The organism is Nocardia sp. NPDC047038 (genome assembly GCF_040644075.1).
Classification (GTDB): domain Bacteria; phylum Actinomycetota; class Actinomycetes; order Mycobacteriales; family Mycobacteriaceae; genus Nocardia; species Nocardia sichangensis.
Genome location: NZ_JBEYVQ010000006.1, coordinates 98,621 through 123,154, shown reverse-complemented (window position 1 = coordinate 123,154; position 24,534 = coordinate 98,621). Strand labels below are relative to the sequence as shown.

At 69.0% G+C, this 24,534-nt stretch carries 21 protein-coding genes; 9 read left to right on the top strand and 12 right to left on the bottom strand.

The features are described 5' to 3' along the window. Positions 1–13: 13 nt before the first annotated feature. Entirely contained in the window at positions 14–544 is a 531-nt protein-coding gene (locus ABZ824_RS21790) for a DinB family protein (RefSeq protein ID WP_356965011.1), read from the bottom strand. 73 nt (positions 545–617) lie between these two features. Next, complete coding sequence (locus tag ABZ824_RS21785) at positions 618–1,682, bottom strand: phosphotransferase family protein (protein WP_356965010.1); 1,065 nt, start codon at positions 1,680–1,682, stop codon at positions 618–620. Between the two features lie 80 nt (positions 1,683–1,762). Here ABZ824_RS21785 and pabB point away from each other — a divergent pair, with 80 nt between their 5' ends. Beyond that, positions 1,763–3,982: an aminodeoxychorismate synthase component I gene (gene pabB / locus ABZ824_RS21780; protein ID WP_356965008.1), complete on the top strand. Its 2,220-nt coding sequence runs from the start codon at positions 1,763–1,765 to the stop codon at positions 3,980–3,982. 14 nt (positions 3,983–3,996) lie between these two features. Here the strand turns inward: pabB and ABZ824_RS21775 are convergent, their stop codons facing one another. Next, positions 3,997–4,494 (bottom strand): hypothetical protein, encoded by a 498-nt coding sequence (locus ABZ824_RS21775; RefSeq protein WP_355072702.1) that lies wholly within the window; start codon positions 4,492–4,494, stop codon positions 3,997–3,999. A gap of 85 nt (positions 4,495–4,579) precedes the next feature. Here ABZ824_RS21775 and ABZ824_RS21770 point away from each other — a divergent pair, with 85 nt between their 5' ends. Next, on the top strand, positions 4,580–6,592 hold the full coding sequence (locus ABZ824_RS21770) for a TerD family protein (RefSeq protein WP_356965007.1): 2,013 nt from the start codon (positions 4,580–4,582) through the stop codon (positions 6,590–6,592). Between the two features lie 7 nt (positions 6,593–6,599). Here the strand turns inward: ABZ824_RS21770 and ABZ824_RS21765 are convergent, their stop codons facing one another. Both ABZ824_RS21765 and ABZ824_RS21760 read right to left on the bottom strand, forming a co-directional pair. Beyond that, positions 6,600–7,325, bottom strand: a complete 726-nt coding sequence (locus tag ABZ824_RS21765; protein WP_355072698.1) for a TetR/AcrR family transcriptional regulator — start codon at positions 7,323–7,325, stop codon at positions 6,600–6,602. 8 nt (positions 7,326–7,333) lie between these two features. Beyond that, a complete protein-coding gene (locus tag ABZ824_RS21760; RefSeq protein ID WP_356965225.1) occupies positions 7,334–8,563 on the bottom strand; it encodes a cytochrome P450 in 1,230 nt (409 codons plus the stop codon). 246 nt (positions 8,564–8,809) lie between these two features. On the opposite strand from ABZ824_RS21760, the gene ABZ824_RS21755 reads away from it, so the two are divergent. Further along, on the top strand, positions 8,810–9,253 hold the full coding sequence (locus ABZ824_RS21755) for a group II truncated hemoglobin (protein ID WP_356965004.1): 444 nt from the start codon (positions 8,810–8,812) through the stop codon (positions 9,251–9,253). A gap of 154 nt (positions 9,254–9,407) precedes the next feature. Here ABZ824_RS21755 and ABZ824_RS21750 read toward each other — a convergent pair whose 3' ends face one another. Together ABZ824_RS21750 and ABZ824_RS21745 are read right to left on the bottom strand one after the other, a co-directional pair. Continuing rightward, on the bottom strand, positions 9,408–10,829 hold the full coding sequence (locus ABZ824_RS21750) for a DUF1254 domain-containing protein (RefSeq protein WP_356965002.1): 1,422 nt from the start codon (positions 10,827–10,829) through the stop codon (positions 9,408–9,410). Positions 10,830–10,967: 138 nt separating this feature from the next. Further along, entirely contained in the window at positions 10,968–11,261 is a 294-nt protein-coding gene (locus tag ABZ824_RS21745; protein ID WP_195077704.1) for a hypothetical protein, read from the bottom strand. 316 nt (positions 11,262–11,577) lie between these two features. On the opposite strand from ABZ824_RS21745, the gene ABZ824_RS21740 reads away from it, so the two are divergent. Next, a complete protein-coding gene (locus tag ABZ824_RS21740) occupies positions 11,578–11,853 on the top strand; it encodes a hypothetical protein (RefSeq protein ID WP_355072692.1) in 276 nt (91 codons plus the stop codon). A gap of 84 nt (positions 11,854–11,937) precedes the next feature. Here ABZ824_RS21740 and ABZ824_RS21735 read toward each other — a convergent pair whose 3' ends face one another. The 4 genes from ABZ824_RS21735 to ABZ824_RS21720 all read right to left on the bottom strand — a co-directional run bounded on the left by ABZ824_RS21735 (position 11,938) and on the right by ABZ824_RS21720 (position 17,303). Then, on the bottom strand, positions 11,938–13,224 hold the full coding sequence (locus tag ABZ824_RS21735; protein WP_356965000.1) for a VWA domain-containing protein: 1,287 nt from the start codon (positions 13,222–13,224) through the stop codon (positions 11,938–11,940). Between the two features lie 124 nt (positions 13,225–13,348). Further along, positions 13,349–14,230: a glucosyl-3-phosphoglycerate synthase gene (locus ABZ824_RS21730; protein WP_356965224.1), complete on the bottom strand. Its 882-nt coding sequence runs from the start codon at positions 14,228–14,230 to the stop codon at positions 13,349–13,351. A 14-nt stretch (positions 14,231–14,244) separates the two neighbouring features. Next, entirely contained in the window at positions 14,245–15,885 is a 1,641-nt protein-coding gene (locus ABZ824_RS21725) for an MFS transporter (protein WP_356964998.1), read from the bottom strand. Further along, entirely contained in the window at positions 15,882–17,303 is a 1,422-nt protein-coding gene (locus ABZ824_RS21720) for a condensation domain-containing protein (RefSeq protein ID WP_356964997.1), read from the bottom strand. The genes ABZ824_RS21725 and ABZ824_RS21720 overlap by 4 nt, the downstream gene beginning before the upstream one ends. A 235-nt stretch (positions 17,304–17,538) precedes the next feature. Between ABZ824_RS21720 and ABZ824_RS21715 the strand changes: the two genes are divergently transcribed. Beyond that, positions 17,539–18,600, top strand: coding sequence for an alpha/beta hydrolase family protein (locus ABZ824_RS21715; RefSeq protein WP_356964996.1), 1,062 nt, complete (start codon positions 17,539–17,541; stop codon positions 18,598–18,600). Positions 18,601–18,618: 18 nt separating this feature from the next. On the opposite strand, the gene ABZ824_RS21710 is transcribed toward ABZ824_RS21715, so the two are convergent. Beyond that, positions 18,619–20,079 carry an SDR family oxidoreductase gene (locus ABZ824_RS21710; RefSeq protein WP_356964995.1) on the bottom strand — a complete coding sequence of 487 codons (1,461 nt, stop codon included), beginning with the start codon at positions 20,077–20,079 and terminating at the stop codon, positions 18,619–18,621. Between the two features lie 147 nt (positions 20,080–20,226). Here ABZ824_RS21710 and ABZ824_RS21705 point away from each other — a divergent pair, with 147 nt between their 5' ends. The 4 genes from ABZ824_RS21705 (at position 20,227) to ABZ824_RS21690 (ending at position 24,469) form a co-directional block, all read left to right on the top strand. Beyond that, entirely contained in the window at positions 20,227–21,366 is a 1,140-nt protein-coding gene (locus ABZ824_RS21705; RefSeq protein ID WP_355072682.1) for an AI-2E family transporter, read from the top strand. Positions 21,367–21,447: 81 nt separating this feature from the next. Then, a complete protein-coding gene (locus tag ABZ824_RS21700) occupies positions 21,448–21,963 on the top strand; it encodes an OsmC family protein (protein ID WP_355072680.1) in 516 nt (171 codons plus the stop codon). Positions 21,964–22,011: 48 nt separating this feature from the next. Continuing rightward, a complete protein-coding gene (locus ABZ824_RS21695) occupies positions 22,012–23,307 on the top strand; it encodes a bifunctional o-acetylhomoserine/o-acetylserine sulfhydrylase (RefSeq protein WP_356964994.1) in 1,296 nt (431 codons plus the stop codon). A 334-nt stretch (positions 23,308–23,641) separates the two neighbouring features. Further along, entirely contained in the window at positions 23,642–24,469 is an 828-nt protein-coding gene (locus tag ABZ824_RS21690; RefSeq protein WP_356964993.1) for a hypothetical protein, read from the top strand. The last annotated feature ends 65 nt before the right edge of the window (positions 24,470–24,534 follow it).

Genomic DNA, 24,534 nt, shown 5'->3' with positions numbered 1-24,534 from the left:
GTTCCGCGATGCGTCAGCCCTGGACGTCGTGCACGTGGTGCACCAGATCGTGCACGAAGTACCGCGCGAACGACTCCACCGTGAACTCCGCCCCGTCGCCGCGCGCACCGCGCAGACCACGGCGCTCGGGCGGCACCGATGCGAAGGAGCGCGCCACCCGCTCGGCGGCATCGGCCAGCTCCGCGGCCACCCGAGCCGGGTCCTGCTCGTTGTAGCGGTCGGCCACCGCGGTCGCGTCCTGGTCCCAGTTCGGGAAGCGCGGCGGCTCGCCCCCGGGGTCACCGGCCAGCATCAGGCCGAGGCGAGTATCGAACAGGCGGCAGACGTCACGCACATGTGCGCCGTATTCCAGGGCGGACCAGGTCGATTCGTCCGGCCGCAGGCGGACGCCGGGACGGTCGAGTACCTCGGCGAAGCGGACCGCGGTGTCCCTGGTCAGCGTCGGTACGGCTGCGTAGCTGGTCGCGGCGGCGTCGAAACCGCATTGCGAACAAGGGCGCTCGAGCACCCAGGTCCAGTCCTTGACATCGGGAACGATCGGCATGCGCTCAACCTAGGCGCGGCCGGATCGCGCCTTCCACCGATATCCGGTCAACTATCGAGCACATCCCGACAGTTCACTCCATCAGCCGGTGCGCCCGCTCGAAGAGTTCCAGCGTGATCGCGTGCAGGAAGTCGCCGACCTGCCTGGGGGCCTTACCGGCGAACGCGCGGGCATGCGTGCCCTCCAGGACGATGCCGAGCTTGAAGCAGGCCAGCACGGTGTACCAGGACATAGCGCTCAGGTCGCGGTCGGAGAACTGCCCGTAGTGCGCGATCATCTCCTCGGCCGTCGGCAGCCCGCCGACCGCGCCGAGCTTGCCCACCAGCGCCGCTCCCGTGGTGCCCGGCTCCGGGCGGGTGGCGATCTGCCAGCCGAGGTCGAGCAGCGGGTCGCCGATGGTGGACATCTCCCAGTCGACCATCGCCGCGACCTGCGGGCCGTCGAAGGAGAACATCATGTTCGCCAGATGGCAGTCGCCGTGCAGGATGCCCGGGGTCCATTGGGCGGGGCGATTGCGGTCCAGCCACTCGCCCACCGTCGCCACACCGGGGATCTCCGGGCCGGGGTAGCCCTCGTTGGCCGAATAGGACTCGAGCTCACCCAGCCAGCGCGGCACCTGACGTTCCAGGAAACCCTCCGGCTTGCCGTAGTCGGACAAGCCGAGCGCCTGGTAGTCCAACGCGCCGAGGCGCGCGATGGCCTCGACCGCGGACAGGCCCATCTGCCTGCGGATCTCCGGATCGCCCGCATGCAGTTCGGGCAGTTCGTTCTGCGGGTTGAAACCGCGGATCGGCTCCATCAGGTAGAAGACCGCGCCGAGCACCGACTCGTCGGCGCAGGCCGCGATCACCCTGGGCGCGCGGACCTCGGTGCCGCCCAGCGCGCCGAGCAGCCTGGCCTCACGCCGGATCACGTCGTTGCTCTTCGGGCGCAGATGTTTCGGGCCGCGACGCAGCACGTAGGTCCGGCCGCCGCGGGTGAAGCGGAGCATGATGTTCTGTGTTCCGCCGCCCAGCGCGGTCACGTCCTCGAACTCACCCCCGGACAGACCCTGCTCATCCATCCACTTTCCGACGACGGCGAAGTCGACGACCGCGGGATCCACATCGACCGGTTGCGCAACAGACATGCCCCACATTGTGCACCACCTGCCGACCCTAACTGAAGGCAGATGACAACAGTTGACTACCACCGGCGCGGCGTAGGGTTTCGAGCACCATGCGCACGCTGTTGATCGACAACTACGACTCGTTCACCTACAACCTGTACCAGCTGATCAGCGAGGTGAACGGCGTCGAGCCGACAGTCGTGCGCAACGACGAGGCGCACACGGTCGCCGAACTCGATCTGGGACGCTACGACAATGTCGTCGTCTCGCCCGGGCCTGGGCGGCCGGACGTGGCCCGCGACGTAGGGATCTCCACGGCGGTGATTCGCGAAAGCGACCTGCCGCTGCTCGGTGTGTGCCTGGGCCATCAGGGGATCGTGGTCGCGGCGGGCGGCGTGGTCGCCGAGGCGCCCGCGGCCCGGCACGGATACCTCGATCGCATCGAGCACGACGACCAGGACCTGTTCGCGGGCGTGCCGCAGGGCTTCACCGCCGTGCGCTACCACTCGCTGTGCGCGCTGCGTCCGCTGCCGGACGATCTGGAGGTCACCGCGCTGTCCCGCGACGGCGTCGTGATGGGTGTGCGGCACCGCACGCGACCGCAATGGGGCGTGCAGTTCCATCCGGAATCGATCGCCAGTGAGTTCGGCGCGGCTCTGCTGCGCAACTTCGCGAGACTCACCACGTCGCACCGGAGCAGGCGCGCCGTCCCGGCGGCGAGCCCATCGATCGACGCCGGGGGTGAGTTCGTCGCCGAGCCGGTCGCCGCAGGCCTTCCGCTTTCCGCCACACGCACCGCGGCCTCGCCGATGCCGCTCGCACCGGAGCAGTTCCCCGCCGCGGCAGCCCAACTCGAGCGTCCCGCCGGGCGCACGGGTTTCGATGGCACGGTGCCGCGGACCTTCCGGCTCCAGCGGGCCGTCCTCGAACGGCCGATCGATACCGAGAGCGCGTTCGTGCAGTTGTACGCCAACTCCCCCACCGCGTTCTGGCTGGACAGCGAGCACGTCGAACCGGGGGCCGACCGGTTCTCCTTCCTGGGCGACGCGAGCGGTCCGCTGGCCGAGGTGCTGCGCTACCGCGTGGGCGACGGCGAGGTGACCGTGGAATCGTCCGACGGGCACCGGCGCACCGCGCCCGGCGGCATTCTCGAGTTCCTGGCCGCCGAGCTGCGCGCACGCAGGCTCGAACTGCCCGATCTCCCCTTCGATTTCGTCGGCGGCTACGTCGGCTATCTCGGCTACGAGGTCAAAGCCGACTGCGGCGGCAACGCGGCGCATCGCGCGGCGACCCCGGACGCGCAGTGGATCTTCGCCGACCGGATGGTGGTGGTCGACCACGTCGGCGAGCGGACCCATCTGCTGGCGCTGAGCGACGACGTGGAGACCGCCCGGTCCGCCGCCGACTGGCTGCGCGACACCCGCGAAACCCTCGACACCCTGCCGACCTGGACCAATCCACCGCCACTCGAATTGCCGCCGGACGGGGACGCCGTCGCGCCACTGCTCACCCGCGGCCGGGAGCGCTATCTCGCCGACATCGCGGTCTGCCGGCAGCGGTTGCATGCCGGGGAGTCCTACGAGATCACTCTGACCGACAGCGCCACGATCCCCGCCACCGCGGCCGACGGTCTCGACTTCTACCGCACGCTGCGCCGGTGCAACCCCGCCCCGTATGCCGCCTACCTGCGCTTCGACGATCTCGACATCGCATGCTCGTCACCGGAGCGCTTCCTGAAGGTCGACCGCCGCCGCATCGTGGAGAGCAAGCCGATCAAGGGGACCGCCCCGCGCGGCGCGACGCCGGAGCAGGACGAGCGCCTGCGCCGCGAGCTGGCCGACAGCCCGAAGACCAGGGCGGAAAACCTCATGATCGTCGATCTGCTGCGCAACGATCTGGGCCGGGTCTGCGAGATCGGCAGTGTGTACGTCCCCAAACTGATGGCCACCGAGCAGTACGCGACCGTGCACCAACTGGTATCGACGGTACGTGGCAGGCTGCGGCCGGAGGTCGGCGTGGTCGATTGCCTGCGAGCCTGTTTTCCCGGGGGCTCGATGACCGGAGCGCCGAAGCTGCGCACCATGGAGATCATCGACGCGCTGGAAACCGAAGCGCGCGGGATCTATTCGGGCACCATCGGTTTCCTCGGTCTCGGCGGCACCGCGGACCTGAACATCGTGATCCGCACCGCCGTCCGCTACGGCGGGCGCTGGCGGATCGGCGCGGGCGGGGCCATCGTGCTCGACTCCGATCCCGCCGACGAGTATCACGAGGTTCTGCTCAAGGCGGCCGCCACGTTGCGCGCGGCCGCCGACCACGCGCACCGCTGAGCGTCCGACCTCGACTATTTGTGCCGCTTGCCGGACTTTCGGCGGGGCGGCTCCTCGGCGGGCGGTTCCGGCGCGCTCAAGCCGGTCAGCTTGGCGAGCAAGGCGAAGCCGGGCAGCTTCGCCAACCGCCCGAGCACGTCCTCCCCGAGCGAGATCATCGCCTCCAGCCGGGGCAGCAGGCGGTCGTAGGCGGCGAAGGCCGGATCGGCCAGGGCCAACGTGCGGTCGAGCCGATCGATGGTGGAGTTGAGCCGCTCGATCGCGGTCGACAGGCTCTCGATCAGGCCGGGCAGTTGCGCGGCCAGCTGAGCGGACGCGGGCGGCAGCCGCACCGCGGTGTCGAACGCCGATGTCGCGGTCAACTGAGCGGCTTCCAGCGCCTGGCCCGCGGCCGTCTGCGCCGCCTCGACCGCCGCCTGGGCGGCGGCTAGCACGTCGGCCGGGCCGGGCACACGCCCACCGGGCAGTTTCGGGGTCGGCGGCCTACGACCCGGGCGTTTCGGGTTCGTCATGGGGAACACTGTGCCGCACGCCCCGCCGAAGGACCGGCCCTCGCGCGTTCGGCGTGTCGGAGGGTCATGGCATAGTTCGAGCACCATGAAACTCAGCAAGGGCGCGAACGCAGCGGTACCGACATCCCTTCTAGCCGTGGTCGTTTCATGGCGATCGGAGCACACGGTGGACGCGCACGCCCTGCTGTTGGACGCGTCGGGCGCGGTGCGCTCGGATCGCGACCTGGTGTTCTACAACGCGCCGCGGCACGTTTCGCAGGCGGTCACCCTCGATCAGGAGCCCGCGCCGGGCACCGCGCGGCTGAGCGTCTCGCTGCCGCGCACGGAAGCCGACGTCGACCGCATCGTCGTCTCCGGCTCGCTGGAGGACGGCACCTTCGGCGACATCCACGGGCTCACCGTCGCCGTCCACTCGGTGGACGGGGCGGTCGTGACGTTCGAGATCGACGACGCGGAGGCGGTGTCGGCGCTGATGTTCGGCGAGTTCTACCGCCGCGACGGGCAGTGGCGGTTCCGCGCGATCGGCCAGGGCTGGTCCAGCGGACTGGCCGGGTTGGTCACCGAGTTCGGCGTCCAGGTCAACGATCCCTCGGCGCCCGCCCGCACCACGCATCCCACCAACCCGTTCCGGGTGCGCCGCCCGGCGGCGAACCCGTCCGCGCAAGAACGACTTTCTCCGGCCGGAGCGGAACCCGCTACCGAACGGTCCGCTCGGCACGACCCGACCTCGGCCCGACGCTTCTCCCACGGATCGTTGCCCTCCGGCCACTCCGCGCGAAACGGGGAAACTCCCGCGGAAATCGGAACGGACCTCGCCGAAAACGCACCGGTCCAACGCGAACCCATCCGCACCGACGACTCGCCCGGGCGGCTCGAAGGGACCGAAGAACACCCGGGCGTAGACATCCCCGCCCGGCCACGCACCGAAGTGCTCGACCGTGGCGATACATCTCCCCTGCCGCGCCCACACACCCACCGCACGGTCGACCTCCACCGGCACAGCCGCGACACCGCACCGCCCGCTCCTCCGCCCCCGCACCCCGAACTCGCGGACTGGCACCCGGATCCGGACAACCCGCAGACCATGCGCTGGTGGGACGGCACCATATGGACCGAGGACCGGTATCTGCGACCCCCGCCCGGCGACCGCCACTGCGCACGCTGCGGAAACACGCTGCGCCGCAAGTTCTTCGGTGGATTCGCGCCGTGCCAGAGATGCGCCCAGGAGATCGAGGAGTACCTCGTCCACTGGCACACCAGGGCGTGGCGGGCGCTCACCGGCCACGGGCCGCGCGGCCCCGAGTGGGCGGACCTGTGGGCATCACTGCGTTACCAGCGCATCGACACCGAAGCGGGCCGCGCGGTCCTGCGCGACGCGGGGCTCAGCTACGTGGAGCGGCTGGTGACCTTCGCCTTCGACGACGGTGAAGTCCGGCACGCGGAACTGGAACTGTTCGAGCACGCGGTCACCGAACTCGCGCTCGGCGGACCGCTGATCGAGGATCTGCGCAGGCGAATGCATCGCGGGCACACCCTCTACCGGCTGCGTACGGGCGATCTGCCGATCGTCCGCACGCCCGGCCTGCACCTGGACCCAGAGGAGACGGTGCACCTCGATCTGCCCGCGACGCACGTGCGTCAGCTCGCACGCGGCCCGAAGTTCACCGAGGGCAGGCTGATCGGCAGCAACAAGAAGCTGCGTTTCGTCGGCGCCGACACCGGCATCGAGATGCCGTGGTCACGAGTGGTTTCCGTGCACGCGGAACAGGGAACGGTGGTACTCGCGGCCACGTCCGCGCGCGGCGGCGCGACCTTCGCCGTCGACGATCCGGATTATGTCTCGGCCGCGCTGGAAGGCGCGCTGCGCGTGGCCAAACGTCTCGTTCTCACGCCAGGCCAGCGCGACACCCGCAGCATCCCGCAAGAGGTGAAAGCGGAGGTGTGGCAGCGCGACGGTGGCCGCTGCGTCGAATGCGGCGACGGGCACTACCTGGAGTTCGACCACGTCATCCCGCTCAGCCGCGGCGGCGCGACCAGCGCCGCCAACCTCCAGATCCTGTGCCGCGCGTGCAACCGGGCCAAAGGCGCCCGCATCTGAACCCGGCTCACTCACCGAGCAGGCCCGCGGTGCGGCCCAGATCGGCGAGCATCGCGTCGAACAGGATCTCCGGATTGTCCAGCGGTATCGGGTAATTCCCGAACACCTCGAGCGTGACGTGGCCGTAGAGCCGCGCCCAGATCTGGATCATCAGGTACGTCACACCCAGATCCAGTTTCTCGGCGGGGAACTTCTGGCCCGACTCCGACAGCGCCGCCAGCAGTTCGGTCTGGAAGTGCACCAGATCCTCACGCAACTCCGGCGGGATGACGTCCGTCGATGGCGTGACGATGTCGTAGTTCGCCAGCAGCCTGCCCGCCGCGGCCAGGAAAACCCGGCCGAAGGGCTCGTCGAAGCGGCGCAGCGCGCGGGCCTGGCCCGCGCCGGGCGAGGCGAACACCAGGGTGAACTCCCTGGTGTGCGTCAGCGCCCAGCGCCGGAAGCCACGGCAGATGGCGAAGAACTGCGCGGCGCCGTCATCGGGCAGCGTGGCGATCTCGGCGGTCAGTTCCCCGGCCAGGTCGGCGCAGAAGTCCAGCCGCAGCCGCTCCAGCAGGTCTTCCAGCGAGTCGTAGTACCGGTACAGCGCGGGGGCGGTGACTCCGAGTTCGCGCGCGATGGCACGCAGGGTGACCGCATCGGGCCCGCGCTCGACCAGCAGCGCGCTGGCCACCCGCCGGATGTCGGTGTCGGTCACCACCGGCGCGCGCCCCCGTGGTCTGGACTGTTGCACTGATCGATTCAAGCGTATTCGACGTCCCAGCGCTTGATCCCGTTCAGCCAGCCCGACCGCAGCCGCACCGGCTCGGACACCTGGCGCAGGTTGGGCATCACGTCGGCGATGGCGTTGAACATCAGATCGATCTGCAACCGGGCCAGGTTCGCGCCGACGCAGTAGTGGGTGCCGGTGCCGCCGAAGCCCACGTGCGGGTTCGGATCGCGCAGCACGTCGAAGGTGAACGGATCCGCGAACGCTTCCTCGTCGAAATTGGCCGAGCTGTAGAACAGTCCGAGCCGTTGGCCCTTCTTGATCTCCTGGCCCCCGAGCACGGTGTCCTGGGTGGCGGTGCGCTGGAAGGCCGTGACCGGGGTGGCCCACCGGACGATCTCGTCGGGCGCGGTGCGCGGACGCTGCTGCCGGTAGATCTCCCACTGCTCGGGATGGTCAACGAACGCTTTCATGCCGTGGGTGATCGAGTTGCGCGTGGTCTCGTTGCCCGCCACCGACAGCAGGATGACGAAGAACGCGAACTCGTCCGAGCCGAGGTGCTCGCCGTCGATATCGGCGTTCACCAACTGGGTGACGATGTCCTCGGCCGGGCAGGCGCGCCGCTGTTCGGCCATGTTCCAGGCGTAGCCCATCACCTCGGCGGTGGCGGCGTGGTGATCGCCCTCGAACTCGGGATCGTCGTAGGAGATCATCTGGTTGGACCAGTCGAAGATCTTCTTGCGGTCCTCCTGCGGGATGCCGATCAGTTCGGCGATGGCCTGCAACGGCAGTTCACAGGCGACCTGTTCGACGAAGTCGCCGCTGCCGGACTTCCTGGCCTCGTGCACGATCCGCGCGGCGCGTTCGGTCAGCGCGGCGCGCAGGCTCTCCACCGCCCGCGGGGTGAAGCCCTTGGAGATGATGCGGCGGGTCTTGGTGTGCTTGGGCGGGTCTTGGTTGAGCAACAGCATGTCGCCGAGCATGTCGATCTGCTCGCGCGTGGTCTCCTCGTTGAACCGGATGATCGCGGTGTTCTCGTGCGAGGAGAACACCTCGGGATTCTTGGAGATCTCCTTGATGTGCGCGAGCTTGGAGACGACCCAGTAGCCGCCGTCGTCGAAACCGCTGGCCCGATCGGACTGAGCGCACCACCACACCGGGGCGGTGCGGCGCAGTTCGGCGAACTCCTCGATGGGCAGGCGGGTGGCGAGCAGATCGGGGTCGGTGAAGTCGAACCCCGTCGGGATCGAGGGCGTGGTCACGGTCACGGCTAACTCCTACGGCGGTCTGGGCGCAGACCTGGCGAACACGGTCACCAGTGATGCAACCACAGAACCGAGCTTCGTGAACAGCGTTTAGTAAAACCCGTTTACTTTTCATGCCGCCGGTCCGCCCACCGGACCACGGACGGAGGTGGCAGGTATCGGCCATTACCCCGATTCAGGTGTACACCGACGCGGCGGACCACCTCTAATGAGAGCAGCAGCCCTACTCCGGCCGGAGGTGCCATGCCCAGTCTCTACGACCACGTCGGCGGCGACGAGGTGCTCCATCGTGTCGAAGCGGCGTTCTACGACAAAGCGCTCAGCGACCCGGTGCTGAAGACGTTGTTCACCGAACGACTGCCGCAACACGTCGACCATCTCACCTGGTTCACCGCCGAATCGTTCGGCGGCCCGGATCGATTCACCCGAGAGCTCGGATTCGAATACATCATCGCGGTGCACCGCGGCCTGCGGATCACCGACGAGCAGCGGGAACGTTTCGTCGAGGTGTACATGCAGACCTTCGAGGAGGCCGGACTGCTGGAGGACGAAGAGTTCCGCACCGCGGTCTATGAGCACGTCGCATTCGGATCACGGGTGGCGCAGCAGAATTCGCATGCGACCAGCGATTCGGAGTTGCACCCGATCCGCGAGGTCCCACGCTGGAGTTGGGCGGGCGACGACTGACTCAGCGCAGCGTGATCAGCGGCGGCGGCTGCCATCGCCTCCGCAACACCACCGGCTTGGGCGCGAACAACGCCAGGCTCGCCGAGAACGGATCGGCCAGCGGTACCTGTCACCCGATCGCCGAGAGCGGCGGCGGGACTTCGCGCGAATCGCGTCAGAGCACCGGTAACAGCGGCGGGGGACGCCAGCGCCCCTGGACGGCCTCCGCCTTCGGCGCGTACAGGCGCAGGGTCAGCGAGAATTGTCCGGATTCGGGAATCGGCAGCCAGTTCCCGGCCGCGACGCCCGCCCTCGGGTCGGTGTACTGCAAGGCGATGTCGGCGGACCCATCGGGGTTGACCGTCACCGGATCCGGATGGCCGACCGCGTAGATGCCGGCCGGATTGGGCACCAGGTAGTTGTCGGCGGCATAGGCGGTCAGCGACCAGAACTCGTCCACGGGCGGCAACTGGCCGGGCGCGAAATGCAGCCGGAATCGGCCCGTGCCACCTCCGGTGTCCGTCGACGCGAACAGCGTCGGATAGTAGGCGTTCTCGGTCATCAGGCTGGCGCCGAGCGCCACGTGGGCGATGACGGCGCGCAGCAGATAGTTGGTGCCGAACCTGCCGACGTCGGGGTCGACCAGCCAGCCGTTCTCGTTGACCGTCCGCGCACCCAGAGATACCGGGATCTGCTGCCGTGCGGTCTCCACCGCCGCCGTGAGCTCGGTATCCGAGATGCCCTCGACTGTGCCACCCGGCCGGATCCCGATCTTCTCGAACCGCCGCATGGCGGGCGCGTCCTCGGGCGCGGTCGGGTTGGTCGACAGCAACGCGCACATCCGGTCGAAGAACACCCGCGGGTCCATCCCGGCGACCCACTCGGGTGGCGGCTGTACGCTCGCTTGCCCGGTCCCGGTGGGTGCAGGCGGCTCGGTGCCGGCCACCCAAGCGCTCAACGGCACCAATCGCAATCCCTCTTGCGCGGCGCGCACCGCCGGGAGATCGTTCTCGCCGTCGACCTGGATCCGGACGATCAGCCACACCGTCGGCGTCGGCATCGGCAACGGCGTGAGACCTTTCGGTAGCACACCCGACCACCTCGGACCGGTCACCGCATAGGTATACGGCGGCCCGGCCGACTCAGTCGCCGGCCGCCGGCTGCTGGGGTTGTGCACGTTGTTCGTCCAGGCGTCCGTCACCTTGGCCAGCCAGAACCGGCCCTCGTCCAGCGCGGGGACGCTCAGCACCATCGGCTCGCTCGCCACATCGAGCCACGCGGTGGAACGCAGCGTGTCGCGGTCGAGCCGTACCACGTCTCGCTGCGCCGGGGTGGGCAGCGAGGCGGCGTGGTGGAAGCGGTTGATCGGCGTGACCATCTCCGCAGCCACCCGGGTGACGTCCAGCAGCACCAGAGGGTAGCCGAATATGTAGGCGTCTTTGGCGATCGTGGCAGCGTCACCTGGGACGGGATGCGGCCCGGAATCCTGGCCGAATCCGCCGCATGCCGCCGATCCGAACGCGGCCACCGACGACACCGCGATGCCGAGCGCCGTGCGCCGCGACATCGTGAACTTGCCTTCGGTCCTCTCGTCCATGATCCGCTCCGCCTCCGATCCTATCGGCACCGCGATTCCCGCACCGGAGCGCGACCGCACTCCGCGACGGAAATCGCAGTTCAAGGGCGTTTGCGGAGGTTCGCCGCGAGAACACGCGGGAAGGAGCGCCGCCCCCGCTCAGAATTCCAGGACGGTGTTCATGATGGTGCCCGCACTGGTGGCCACCACCCCGCCGATCATCGCGCCGGCGATCATCTTCGGCGACTGCAACCCGCCGCCGCTCCACTTCTCCCAGGCGAATCTGCCGCCCGCGTAGATGATGCTGACGATGCCCGACGCGAGCGCGAACCAGGTCAGGTACCGGACGAACTGTAAGAGCTTGTCCGCCAGGGGCGGCGCCTCCGGGGTCGGATTGCCGATCTGCGCCAACGTCGTGAACGAATCGCCGACCGACGCAAGAATGATGCTCACCGTCTACTCCCTCTACGCTCGAATACAACCCTGCCGCCGACCAGCCGCTTTGCGAAAGCCGTTCGACCACCGATGAATTCGGCCACGAACCAGGATACGGGCCCAGACGCCGCCGCGGTGTGCGCACTGCGCGGAACCTTCGCGCCCAGCGGCGGAACGGGCAGCAGGCTCAGGAGTTCGGCTACCCGGGCGCGGGCGAGGGAAACACGAACTTCCCTGCGCTACATGGACCTGACTGCATCGCGGCGAGCGAACGGATACGATCTTCTCAGCGAATCACTTGCCCCTGTCCCGAATCCAGAATGAGCGAACGACGATGATCCTGGCCGCCGCTTACGACACCCTGGCGCAGATCGGCAATCCCAGCCCCGAGGCACCGCCGATCTCCGACAAGTTCCTCCAACTGGTCCGCTACCTGACGTGGTTCGTGCTCCTGTCGGGCATCTGCGGCATCATCTACGCCGGTGGCCGCTTCGCCTGGGAGAAGTGGACCGGCGGCGGGCTCGAGTCACCGAAGATGGTGGCCGGAGCCATGATCGGCGGGGTGGTGGCCACCAGCGCGGGCACCATCATGAACGCCGTCATCGGCTGATCCGCCGCGGACGAATCGCGAACCGCTATAGCTTTTCGCTATGACAAGCGGGCGATGCGCGGTGAGCAGGGCAGGTTCGCGCTGTCAGCGCAGAATGCCCGCGCTTCGCGCTGCGCGCAGCCAGTCCGGGAACTCCCCGAGCAAACGGGCGTAGAGCTGCGCGTCGTCGACCTGATCGATGTCGTCGAGGGCGAAGAAACCCGCGTTGTCGACCGCCCGGTCGGGCAATTCGTCCAGAGCGCGCAGCAGACCGTAGTTGGCGCGACCGAGCCCGACGAACTGCCAGAAGGCGGGCAACCGCGCGGCTTCGCGCATGAGCGCCGTGATCTCGCGCTTCTTGGCGAAGCCGCCGTCGGTGAAGAACAACACGAGCGTGGGACGGCCACCAGGGCGCAACGAGTCGATGATGTCGCGCATGACCGGCAGTTCGTCGTTGCGGCCGCCGAGCCGGTCGTAATCGATGTCGCCGTGGGTTCCGCCGAGATGCAGATAGGTCCGGGCCCAGTCGTCACCGTGCTCGACGGTGATATCGGGCAGCTTGGCGAACGAGAGGGCGTACAGGTACGCCTCCAGGGTGCCGTCGTCATCGAGCTGGGTGGCCACCGGAATCATCCGCTGCACGACGCGGTGCACCACCTGATCGCGGTACTGCCGTTGCATGCTGCCGGTCTTGTCGATGACCAGCACGACGCGGGCACGGATGCCGAAAGCGTCCTTGTCGATGAGGACCTTCGCGACCTCACGCTTGCGCAGGTCCAGTTTCGCGCGCTTCTCGAAGGAGAGCTTCGCCTCGCCGGGAACGGTGAACACGTCCGCCGCCGGGGCGAGATTCGGCACCGGCCGATCCGGAGAAGGAACGTTCGCACCGGCGGGTTCCTCGTCCACACTCACCCCGTGATCGGTGACCAGCGCGGCGAACCCACCCGCATAGCCTTGCCCGACCGCACGCACCTTCCACGCCCCATGGCGGCGGTACAGCTCGACCGCGATCACCACGGATTCGCTGCTCAACCCTTCGATGCGGTACTCGTACAGAACGTTTCCCGCGGCGTCGGCGACCGTGACGACCGGCGGCGCGAACCGGCCGAAGGTCTGCGCCGGATCGTCGAGTGTGAGCACCGCGCGCAACTGGGCGATGTCCGCGGGCAGATCACCCAGCGAAACCGACAGCGCTCCGGGCGTTCCCGCCGCCAGCGAGACACCGGGCGCGCTGGGCTGGTTGAAGAACACGAAATCCGCGTCGGATCGCACGCGCCCCACTTCGGTCACCAGTAGCGCCGACACGTCGACCGCCGCCTCGGTGCGCACCGACACCAGTACGTGAGCCAGGTCCAGCACACCGTTCTGACCCTTGACCAATGCCGCGCCCATCGAAGCTCCCAGCCGTCGTCACTCCGCAATCGTCACCGGGATCAGGGTAAGGCCGGCCCGGGCCGGATGCGGAGTGTTCGCCGCGGCGATACCGGTTCACACCCCGCCGAATTCGCCATCGCCGTCAGTGGATACCGGTGCCGCTCAGCGTGGCCATCGGCGGCCGATCGGCCGCGGGCGCCGCGCCCGGCACCGCATGCCAGCTCGAGCCGTCCAGGAGATACTGCGTCAGCGGGACGCCCGAATCGGGGATTCCGAACCGGTCGAGCAGCGTCGCGATCACCTGCCTGCTCATCTCGGCCAATTCGTGCAGCGGCCGATTGCGATGCACGCGGGCGCCGAGATCGACCTGCCCGATGGCGCCGGCCCCGTGCCTGCGCCAGGTGTCGATCAGGATGCCGATCTCGACGCCGTAGGCAGGTGCGAACGGCAACGACCGCAGCAGTTCCCGGGTGGCCGCGTACTCGCCGCCCAGCGGCTGGCGCAACTCGGCCAGCTCCGGCGCGAGCGCGGTGAGCAGCGGCCGGGCCACGAGTTGGGTGACGCGTCCGCCGCCGTCGGGAGCGTCGCCGAACGGGCGGCGGTAGAACCCTTTCACCAACCGCAGTCGGTCGTCGGACAGCAGTGGTGCGAGCAGCGACGGCACGAACCGCGGGTCGGGAGCGACGAGATCCGCGTCGACGAACACGATGAGATCACCGGACGCCACCGCCAGCGACCGCCACAGCACCTCCCCCTTGCCCGGACACGGCGGCACGGCGGGCAGCGCTTGCTCGCGGGAATAGACGGTAGCGCCCGCCGCTCGGGCACGGGCGGCGGTCCGGTCGGTGGAGCCGGAATCGAGCACGATCAGCTCGTCGACCAAGGTGCCGACCAAGTCACGGATCGAGCCCACCACGTCCGCGACGGTGTCCTCCTCGTTCAGAGCGGGAACGACCACCGAGACGGTGCGGTGCCGCTTGCGTTCGAGTAGCTCGTCGTGCGACCACGCGCGGTCGCAGTGCACGACGCCGGTTGCCGTCACCGTGGCTCCCCGTTCCGCGACGGCAGCGCGAGACTGAGCACGACGAGCACCAGCGCGATCGCCGCGACCATCCACAGCACAGTGACGCAGGCGGCGAGGAAGGTGTGCGCGGCGGCGATCTGTCCGGCCACGTCGGCCCCCGCGCCGGGACAGGTGTGCGCGTCGAGGTGCGGGGTCGGCGAACGCAGCGCCGATTCGGCGCAGTCGGCGAACGACGTGACGACACCGTCGCGCTGGGCGGTCGTCGCCGGAGAGTTCGTCAGCGACGCCGCCAGAACGGCTTTCGCATGACCGACGCCGAGGTCGGTGTCGGCGTCGACCCGGCGGAAGAACAGCGCGCCGAGTACCGCAACGCCCAGCGAACTGCCGATCTGCTGCACGGTCGGCACCGTTCCGGACGCCGAACCGGTCGCCCGATCCGCGACGCCCGCCATCATGGCCGCGGGCAGCGGCGCGGCGAACAGCCCCATCCCGGCTCCGGCGGCGAAGACCGGTACGGCGAGCCGCCCCAGGTCGATCGCCGCGTCCTCGGGGTCGACGGTCAATGCGATGACCACGATGGCGACCGCGAACACCAGCACGCCGAGGGTGAGCCCGCGACTGCCGAGCCGCGCCACCAGGATCGGCGAGGTGAGCGCGCCACACGCGCCGCCGAGCGCGAAGGGCAGCACCAGGATTCCGGTTCGCAAGGCGGTGAATCCCAGCCCGGATTGCGCCATCACCGACACGGTGAACAAGAACGCGGCGAAGATCCCGAAGAACAGCAGCGTGAGCACGGAGCCGACCGCGAAACCCCGGTCCGCGAAGAGATCGATCCGCAGCAGCGGGCTTTCCCCGGCCCGCAGCCGCCTGCGCTGATGCCAGACGAATACGACGAGCAGCCCGAGCCCGGCGCCGAGCAGCCCGAACAGCTGCGGGGGCCAGCGTTGTTCCCGTCCGGCCGCGAGCGGATACAGCAGGGCGACCAGTCCGCTGCTCGCCAGCAGCGCGCCGGCGACATCCAGCCGTTCCCTGGTCGGGGGCCTGCCGACGTGCAGATGCCGGTGCGCCAGCAGCAACCCCAGGACGCACAGCGGCACGTTCAGCAGGAAGATCGCGCGCCAGCCCAGGCCGAACGGATCGGAAGCGATGACCGCGCCGCCGAGCAACGGCCCCACGATGGCCGCCAGACCGGCGGCCGCGCCGTAGAACCCGAAGGCCAACGGCTGCTTGCCCTTCGGGAACACCGCGCTGATGATGGCGATGACTTGCGCGGACATCGCCGCGGCGGACAGGCCCTGGACAGCGCGCGCCGCGATCAGCTCGCCGGGCAGGTGGGCCAGGCCGCACCACACCGAGGCCATGGTGAACGCCGCCATGGCGCCGAGGAAGACGCGCCGCCGCCCGATCGACTCCCCGATCCGCGCGGCGGTCATCAGCGTGCCCGCGAAGGCCAGGCTGTAGCCCGCCACGACGAACAACTGCGCCGAACCGGGCGCCGCGAGGTCCTTGGCGATGCTCGGCAGCGCGGTGTTGACGATCGTCATGTCCAGCATCTGCATGAACACCGCGAGCAGGCACGCGCCCAGCGCGGCCCACTCCGGCGGGCCGACGACCACCGAAGGCGTGCCGGTGGCGATGCTCGCCCGCGTACTCATGGAAGGGCGCCGACCCGCACCGCGCGGTCGCCTTTCGCGGCGACGTCGGCCACGATCGCCTGCATGGCGGTGACGTAGCGCCCGATCGCCTCGTGCGCCTGCGGCGTGTCGGGGAACAGCAGGCTGAGGGTGGTGACGTCGGTGAACCTGTTGATCCAGATGTAGACCTCGCGCGAACTGCCGCGGTTGGCGAACATGCCGCCGTCGATCTTGTCGAACATCTCGACGCCCGCCATCTTGCGAATGTCCAGGTAGGACAGCATGCGCGCGTTCCAACCCGGCCGAGTGCGGATACCGAGTTCGGGCGGCGCCAGTTGCAGTGCCCGGTGCAAGGACACGTCGGTCAGGTCTTTGCCCTGGTCATATGCTTGCTGCGCCGCCGCTACCACGTCCGCGAAAGACTGCTCGGCGCCCACCGAGAAGGCCACCGGGATCAGATTCGTGTACCACCCGACCGAGGCGGCCTCTCCGTCGGTGCGGCGCGTGTTCACCGGCGTGAGACCGAAATACCAGTCGCCACCCGCCAATTCGATCTCCGCGAGCGCGGCCGCGGCGAACAGTCCGCCGGTGAACCGGCCGTCGTGCGCCCGGCAGGCCTCCTCGAAGCGCAGCGCACCCGGTTCGTCGATGAGGACGGTGGTCACCTGCGCACCCCGGACGTGCTGGTCTCCGTCGACCCACAGGTCCACCGGGAAACCGGGCACGTCACCGCCGTTGCGCCGCAGCAGATCCAGCCAGACGGAGATCTGCGGTGAGTCGGCGGTCAGCTCGGCGCTGTGGCGGCGCTCGCGCTCGCAGTACGCGATGTGGCCGGTCACCGGCGCGGGAGTCAGGCTGCCGCCGGACAATTCGCTGCCGTAGAGCGTCAGCAGGTCCACGCACGACAGTGCCTGTGCCACACCGTCGGTGTGCAGGTGATCCACCGCCGCGTACATCGTGAACGACTCCGCGTGCTCGATGACGCCGAAACTGAAGCAGTCCCAGTCCAGCGGGCCGGGCGTCTCGGCGAAGACGTGCGCTCGGATGGTGTCGCTTTCGGTGTGGACGCCGTGTTCGGTCGGCACCATCCTGATGTCCGCCGGGTCGAGTACCCGGCGCTCCACCCGGTCCTCCGGGGTGCGGACGAACCAGCTCCAGAACGTGTCGTGCCTGCGCAGGAAAGCGTCGACCGTGCGCGTGAGCGCGGCATGGTCCGGGACGCCGGGAATCGTGAACGCGAGCATGCACACCCGCGAAACGCGGAAGCCCGCATCGGCATTGCGGTATGTGGTGCGCAGGTATTCCTCCTGCTGATGCGACGGCGGCGCCGGATGCGCCTGGGCACGGCGCGCCGCGGCGAGCGATTCCGGTGCCGCGCGCCAACTGGTGAGCTTTCCCGCGGCGGGATGCCATTCGTCGATGAAACCGAAATTGACCACAGGTGTTCTCGATTCGTGCCGGCGAGGAGAAATCCTCGGCTGAACCCCCATGAAAGTTAACGACTTCGATCATCCGACGACCATGGGTAGCACGGAATCTTGTGACCACCACCAGCAGACGGCGCGGGCGGGTCGTCGAGTTTCCCAAGAATGCTCGCGAGCGCTTGCCGGGCATCGTGACCGCGCCCTACTTTCGCCACCACTACGGTGCACGAAGCAGGTTCGGAGGTCTTGCGTGCGGGCACGAACGACAGGCAGGCCAGGCGCGATCATCACCTCGATCGCCGTCGCGCTCGCGCTCGCCGCTACACCGCTGTCACCGGCCTGGCCTGCGGCGACAGCGGAACCTACGGCCCGGACACCGGACACGGTGACCGCGGATGACGCCCGAGTGGTCGGCATCGAGCCTGGCACCGGTCGGCTGACCGACGTGCGGATCCATTCCGCCGCGATGGGCACCACGATCCCGGTGAAAGTCATCCGCGCACCGGATAATTCGGCACCCGCGCCGACGCTGTATCTGCTCAACGGAGCCAGCGGCGGCTCGGAAGGAAGCAACTGGACCGATCGGACCGATATCGAGGATTTCTTCCGGGACAAACAAGTGAATGTCGTCGTGCCCATGGGCGGCGAGGGAAGTTATTTCGCGGATTGGCGGACGGACGATCCGGTGCTGGGCAGGCAACGCTGGACGACATTTCTCACCAGAGAACTGCCGCCGCTGATCGACGCCACTTTCGCCGGCAACGGCGCCAACGCCGTCGCCGGAATCTCCATGGCGGCCACCTCGGTATTCCAGCTCGCCCTCAACGCACCCGGGCTCTATCGAGCCGTCGGCTCCTACAGCGGATGCGTCCGCACCAGCGATCCGCAAGGCCAAGCCATGGTCGCCGCCGTCGTCACCCGCTGGCGCGGCAACGCCCTCAACATGTGGGGCCCGCCCACCGATCCCCGATGGGCCGCCAACGACCCGTACCTGCACGCGGATCAACTGCGCGGCACTGCCATCTACGTCTCCACCGGCACCGGCATGCCGGGACCGTTCGACCGGCCCGGCGGGCCCGGCATCGACGGCAATCGCGACAAACTGGTCAGCCAGCTCGTCACCGGCGGCTTCCTGGAGGCGATCATCAACCAGTGCGCTCACGACCTGAGCGATCGATTGCGTGCCTTGAACATCCCCGCGACGTTCGACTTCCGTCCCTCCGGCACGCACTCCTGGGGCTACTGGCAAGAGGACCTGCACAACTCGTGGCCGCTGATCGCCGCGGCGCTGGCGACCCCCGCCACCGGATAGCCGGGTGAGCGGGCCGCGTCACCGCGCGCGGGAAGATTCCGCGGCGCCGGTGATATTGCGCGCCATCCCGCCGAAGATGGCCGCGTGGAACGGCGCGATGGATTTCCAGTACAGATGCCCGGCCAGTCCGTGCGGTTCGAACACCGCGCACTGGCGGTAGGTGGCGCCCGGACCGTCCGGCTCGACCGCGAGCTCGAGCCACGCCCGTCCCGGTACCCGCATCTCGGCGCGCAGGCGCAGCATCCGAGGTCGTTCGATCCGCTCCACCCGCCACCAATCCAGCGCCTCCCCTTCGTGCAGCCGGTGTGGATCGCGGCGTCCACGGCCGAGACCGACGCCGCCGGCGAGCCGGTCGATCCAACCGCGCAGTGACCAGGCCAGCGGGAAGGAATACCAGCCGTGCTCGCCCCCGATAGCCTCGATCACCCGCCACAGCGTCGCGGGGTCGGCATCGGTGTGGCGTTCGCGCACGTCCCGGTACAGCGACCCGCCCGACCACGCCGGGTCGGTGGGCAGCGGGTCCGACGGCGCGCCCGGCGGATGGGCGTCCGACCACCTGGTCGGTACGTCCAGATCGCGAATCTTCTCCAGCGCCAACGCGACTGCTCTGCGGTAACCGGTCGGTCCGTCCGGTGGGTCCGGGATGAGGCCCGCGATCGCGTGGTCGCGGCAGACCACGTCGTTGATCAGCGACTCCATGAGCGGAACGGCGATCGCGCGCGGCACCGGGGTCACCAGATTCACCCACTGCGCCGACAACCACGGCGTCAGCACCGGCACCGGCACGATCAGCCGTCGCGGCAGCTGGGCCACTTCGGCGTAGGCGCGCATCATCTGCACGTAGGTCAGCACGTCCGGGCCGCCGATGTCGAACGCGCCGCCCGCGCCTTCGGGCAGCGTCGCCGCCCGCGTCAGGTAATACAGCACGTCACGCACCGCGATCGGCTGGATCCGGTTGCGCACCCAGCGCGGGGTGACCATCAGCGGCAGACGCTCGGTCAGATAGCGCAGCATCTCGAAACTGGCCGAGCCGGAACCGATGATCACCGCGGCCTGCAGCACCAGGGCGGGTACCGCGCCCCCCTGCAGGATCTCGCCGACCTCGGTGCGGGAGGCCAGGTGCCGCGACAGCCGCTGCGCACCCGGGACGATGCCGCCCAAGTAGACGATCCTGGTCAGCCCCGCGTGCGCCGCCTCGGCCGCGACCAGCGTGGCGGCCTCCCGGTCCACCGTGTCGAAGTCGGCGCGGGTCAGCGAATGGACCAGGTAGTACAGCACCTCCTGCCCCGCCAGCGCGCCGCGCACGTCGGCGGCCGAGGTCACGTCGCCCGCCACCACTTCGACGCGATCGCGCCAGGGGGCCTCGGCGAGCTTGCCGGGTGTGCGTGCCAGCACGCGAACCGAGTGACCCGCGCGCAGCAACTCCGGCACCAGTCGTCCGCCGATGTAGCCGGTCGCACCGAACACCACACACCGCACGGCAACCACCCTTCCGATGACCTGCTCAGGTGATGACCGGGGATGCCGGGGCCAAACAGCGACTCCAGTGCGCACAGGACCCGGAATCGACCGCGTCGCCTGATCACGAGTCCCGCTCGATCTCGTGGCGCGTGCCAGACTGGGCCGGTGAGCGAACGCAGCAAAAGCGACAAACCGGACGAACTCACGCCGCGTGATCGCGGTGATGTCATCGGTGTGGGCCTGCTGTGGCTGGCCAAGTGGGCGGTCTGCATCGTCGCGATCGCGGCGGGCGCGTGGGTGCTCGGCTTCCTGGTCGCCCGGCTGTGGGTGGTGATCCTGCCGGTGGCGCTGGCGATCGTGATCGCCACCGTGCTGTGGCCACCGGTGCGCTGGCTCACCGCCCGCGGCTTGCCGCCCGCCGCGGCGGCCTCGCTCGCGGTGCTCGGTTTCCTCGGTGTGCTCGCCGGTGTCATCGCGCTGATCGTGCCCTCGGTGGTCGACCAGGTCCCGGAACTGGCCGACAAGGCGAGCGCGGGCGTCAACCAGGTGCGCGACTGGTTGCAGGGGCCGCCGTTGCGAATCCGCGAAGAGCAGTTGAATTCGGCGGTCGACGCCATCGTGTCCCGGTTGCAGTCGAGTTCCGCGCAGATCGCCACCGGCGTATTCAGCGGCGTGACCACCGCGACGTCGGCGCTGATCACCCTGTTCCTCGTGCTGGTACTGAGCTTCTTCTTCGTCAAGGACGGGCCGCGTTTCCTGCCCTGGCTGCACAGCGTCTCCGGCAGCCGCGGCGGCAGGCACCTGGAAGAGGTGCTCAGCCGGATCTGGGTCGTGCTCGGCGGGTTCATCCGGACCCAGGCGCTGGTCAGCCTGGTCGACGCGGTGCTCATCGGCGCCGGTCTGGTCATCCTCGGGGTACCGCTGGCGCTGGTGCTCGCGGTGATCACCTTCCTCGGCGGATTCGTGCCGATGGTCGGCGCGTTCGTCGCGGGCGCCCTCGCGGTGCTGGTCGCGCTGGTGGGCAACGGCTTCGTCACCGCGCTGATCGTGCTCGGCATCGTCGTGGCCGTACAGCAACTGGAGGGCAACGTGCTGCAACCGGTGTTGCAGAGCCGCAGCATGCAGTTGCACGCGGTCATCGTGCTGCTCGCGGTCACCGCGGGCGGCTCACTCTACGGGATCGTCGGCGCGTTCCTGGCCGTGCCGGTCGTCGCGATCGCCGCGGTGGTCCTGCGTTACCTCGGCGAGCAGATCGACGCGGCCACCGCGCCACCGCCGGAACCGGAGAGCGAACCCGCGGACTGACGCAGTACCGCGCACCATCCTTGCACTCAGTCCGAATGTAACTATCGCCGTCGCCCCCTGCGGTTTCTAGCGTCAGTGGACATGACAACTGATGTGGGCACCCCGCTCAACGACATCGCCGACGCGACGGCGAAGGCGGTCGCCGACGACCCGGCGAACGCGCTGGTGGTGTTCCGTGCCTCCGGGACTCCGGAAGGGACAGTGGGCAGCGCGATCACGCTCGGTAGGCACACCGTGCGCGTGGACGAACCACCCGCGCTCGGCGGCGCGGACACCGCGCCCAATCCGGTCGAGGTGTACCTGGCGTCGCTCATCGCCTGTCAAGTGGTGACCTATCGGTTCTGGGCCCAGCGCCTCGGCATCACGATCGATGAACTGGCGGTGAGCGCCGAAGGCGATCTCGACGTGCGCGGGTTCTTCGGCTTGGATGAGAACGTTCGCCCCGGCTTCCAGGCGGTGCGGGTGACCGTCCGCCTCAGCGGGCCCGAGACCGAGCAGCGCTATGCCGAACTCCAGCAGGCCGTCGACGCGCACTGCCCCGTACTGGATCTCACGACCGGGCGCACTCCGGTCGACACCAGGCTGATCACCGATTAGCCGCCGTCCCAACCAGCTCGATCACTCACCAGAAGGAGAACCTTCCCGATGACCGAACCCGACCTGTCGCAGGACTGGAGCTTCGAGACGAAGCAGATCCACGTCGGACAGATTCCGGACGGCACGACCAACGCCCGCGCCCTGCCGATCTACCAGACCACCTCCTACACCTTCCGCGACACCGCGCACGCGGCGGCGCTGTTCGGTCTGGCCGAGCCCGGCAACATCTACACCCGGATCATGAACCCGACCCAGGACGCGGTGGAGCAGCGCATCGCCGCCCTGGAAGGCGGCGTGGCCGCTCTGCTGCTGGCCTCCGGGCAAGCCGCGGAGACCTTCGCGATCCTCAACATCGCCGGAGCGGGCGACCACATCGTGTCCAGCCCCCGGCTCTACGGCGGCACCTACAACCTCTTCCACTACTCGCTGCCCAAGCTCGGCATCGAGGTCTCGTTCGTCGACGACCCCGACGACCTCGAGCAGTGGAAAGCCGCCATCCGCCCGAACACCAAGGCGCTGTACGGCGAAACGATCTCCAACCCGCAGAACCACATCCTCGACATCCCGGGGATCGCGGGCGTCGCCCACGACAACGGTGTGCCGTTGATCGTGGACAACACCGTCGCCACGCCGTACCTGATCCAGCCGCTGGCCCATGGCGCCGACATCGTCGTGCACTCGGCCACCAAGTACCTCGGCGGACACGGCGCGGCCATCGCGGGCGTGATCGTGGACGGCGGCAAGTTCGACTGGACCGGCGGCCGCTTCCCCGGCTTCACCGAACCCGACCCGAGCTACCACGGTGTCGTGTACGCCGAACTCGGCGCGCCCGCCTACGCGTTGAAGGCGCGCGTGCAACTGCTGCGCGACCTCGGCTCGGCGGTCTCGCCGTTCAACGCGTTCCTGATCAGCCAGGGCCTGGAGACGCTGAGCCTGCGGATCGAGCGGCACGTGCAGAACGCGCAGGCGGTGGCCGAATTCCTCACCACCCGTTCGGAAGTCACCTCGGTGTCCTACGCGGGCCTGCCGTCGTCGCCGTGGTACGAGCGCGGCCGCGCCCTCGCCCCGAAGGGCACCGGCGCGGTGATCGGCTTCGAGCTGGCGGGCGGCGTGGACGCGGGCAAGCGGTTCGTCGAGGCGCTGCGCCTGCACAGCCACGTGGCCAACATCGGCGACGTCCGCTCGCTGGTGATCCACCCGGCCTCCACCACCCACTCGCAACTGACGCCGGAAGAGCAACTGGCCGCGGGCGTCACCCCCGGCCTGGTCCGACTCGCGGTCGGCATCGAGGGAATCGACGACATCCTCACCGACCTGCGCGCCGGATTCGACGCGGCATCCTGACGCGTTGTCCCCGCCGGGTGTGCCCGGCGGGGCACGTCGGGGATCGGATGGGCTCTTGATCAGGCCACGGCGTGGCTCGGAACCCGCGCAGCGGGGCAAAGCCCCGTTTCGGGGGCGGTTTCCCTGATTTCGGTTGAAGAAAACCGGCAGCAGCGCAGTCGCGATCGGTTGACCACAGCGACAGGGCTATTCGGCGCTGTCACGCGGATTCGATTGGCAGGGGCGCGTTTCGCCGCAATCGAAAATAATTCGAACTCCCGCGCATCCGTGGGGCTTTCTGAATCGAACTAGAAGGGTAGGTACATGTCCTCTTCAGAATGAGGTGGGTAAGTCCATGGGCATAGCAGTACCCGAAATCGAAACTCCAGCACACCCGTTCTTCCGCCGCGCCGCCACTCTGGTCGTCGCGGGCGCCATTCCGTTGTCCTTGGTCGGCGCCGCCGCGACCGCCACTGCCGACCCGCTGTTGCCGCAGATCTCCGTCCAGATCCCGTCCGCCCCGGCGCCCGGCCCTGGCCTCATCACCCCGGCGGCCGATCCCGCGGACCCCGGAGCCTTTCCGCCCGAGGCTTTTCCGGCCGCACCCCCGGTATCCGCGGGCCGCAACGACCTGAGCGTCAACCGGCCGATGCCGGATCCGAACCTGCTCGCGCCGATCGATCCGCAGCGGCTGCACCTGCCCAACCCCGCAGCCCCGGCTCCCGCGGTCGCGCCGATCGAGGCGCCGCCCGGCACGCTGCGCGTGGGTTCGGTGGTGATCGGCCGCCCGGACTTCATGACTCCCGAGCAGGGCAAGATGTTCAACGACGCGATCGCGGGCCCGGAAGCAGGCATCGCGCAGACCCTGGATTCGGCGGGCTTCGATCCGTCGCGTTCCGACCGCATCGCCGCCGACCTGATCGGCTCCACCGCCATCGGCGCCTCGGCGGGCAGCATGGTGGCCGCGCCGGTCGCCTCGATCGGAGCGGTCATCGGCGCCATCTGCGGCGCCATCGCGGGCCTGCCGATGTTTCCGACCGGGACGGTGGCCGTCATGGCCTTCGGCGCCGCCATCGGTTATGGATTCGTCGCCTCCCCTGCCATCGCCGTCGGTGCGGCCCTCGGCGCGGGTGTCGGTGTGCTGCAAGGCCTTCTGACACCGCCCACGGTTCCGGCCGCGTAATTCCCGGCGCGCCGGAGACCGCACGCAGCATGCGGATTCGGCGGCGATCTCGAATACGCACGATT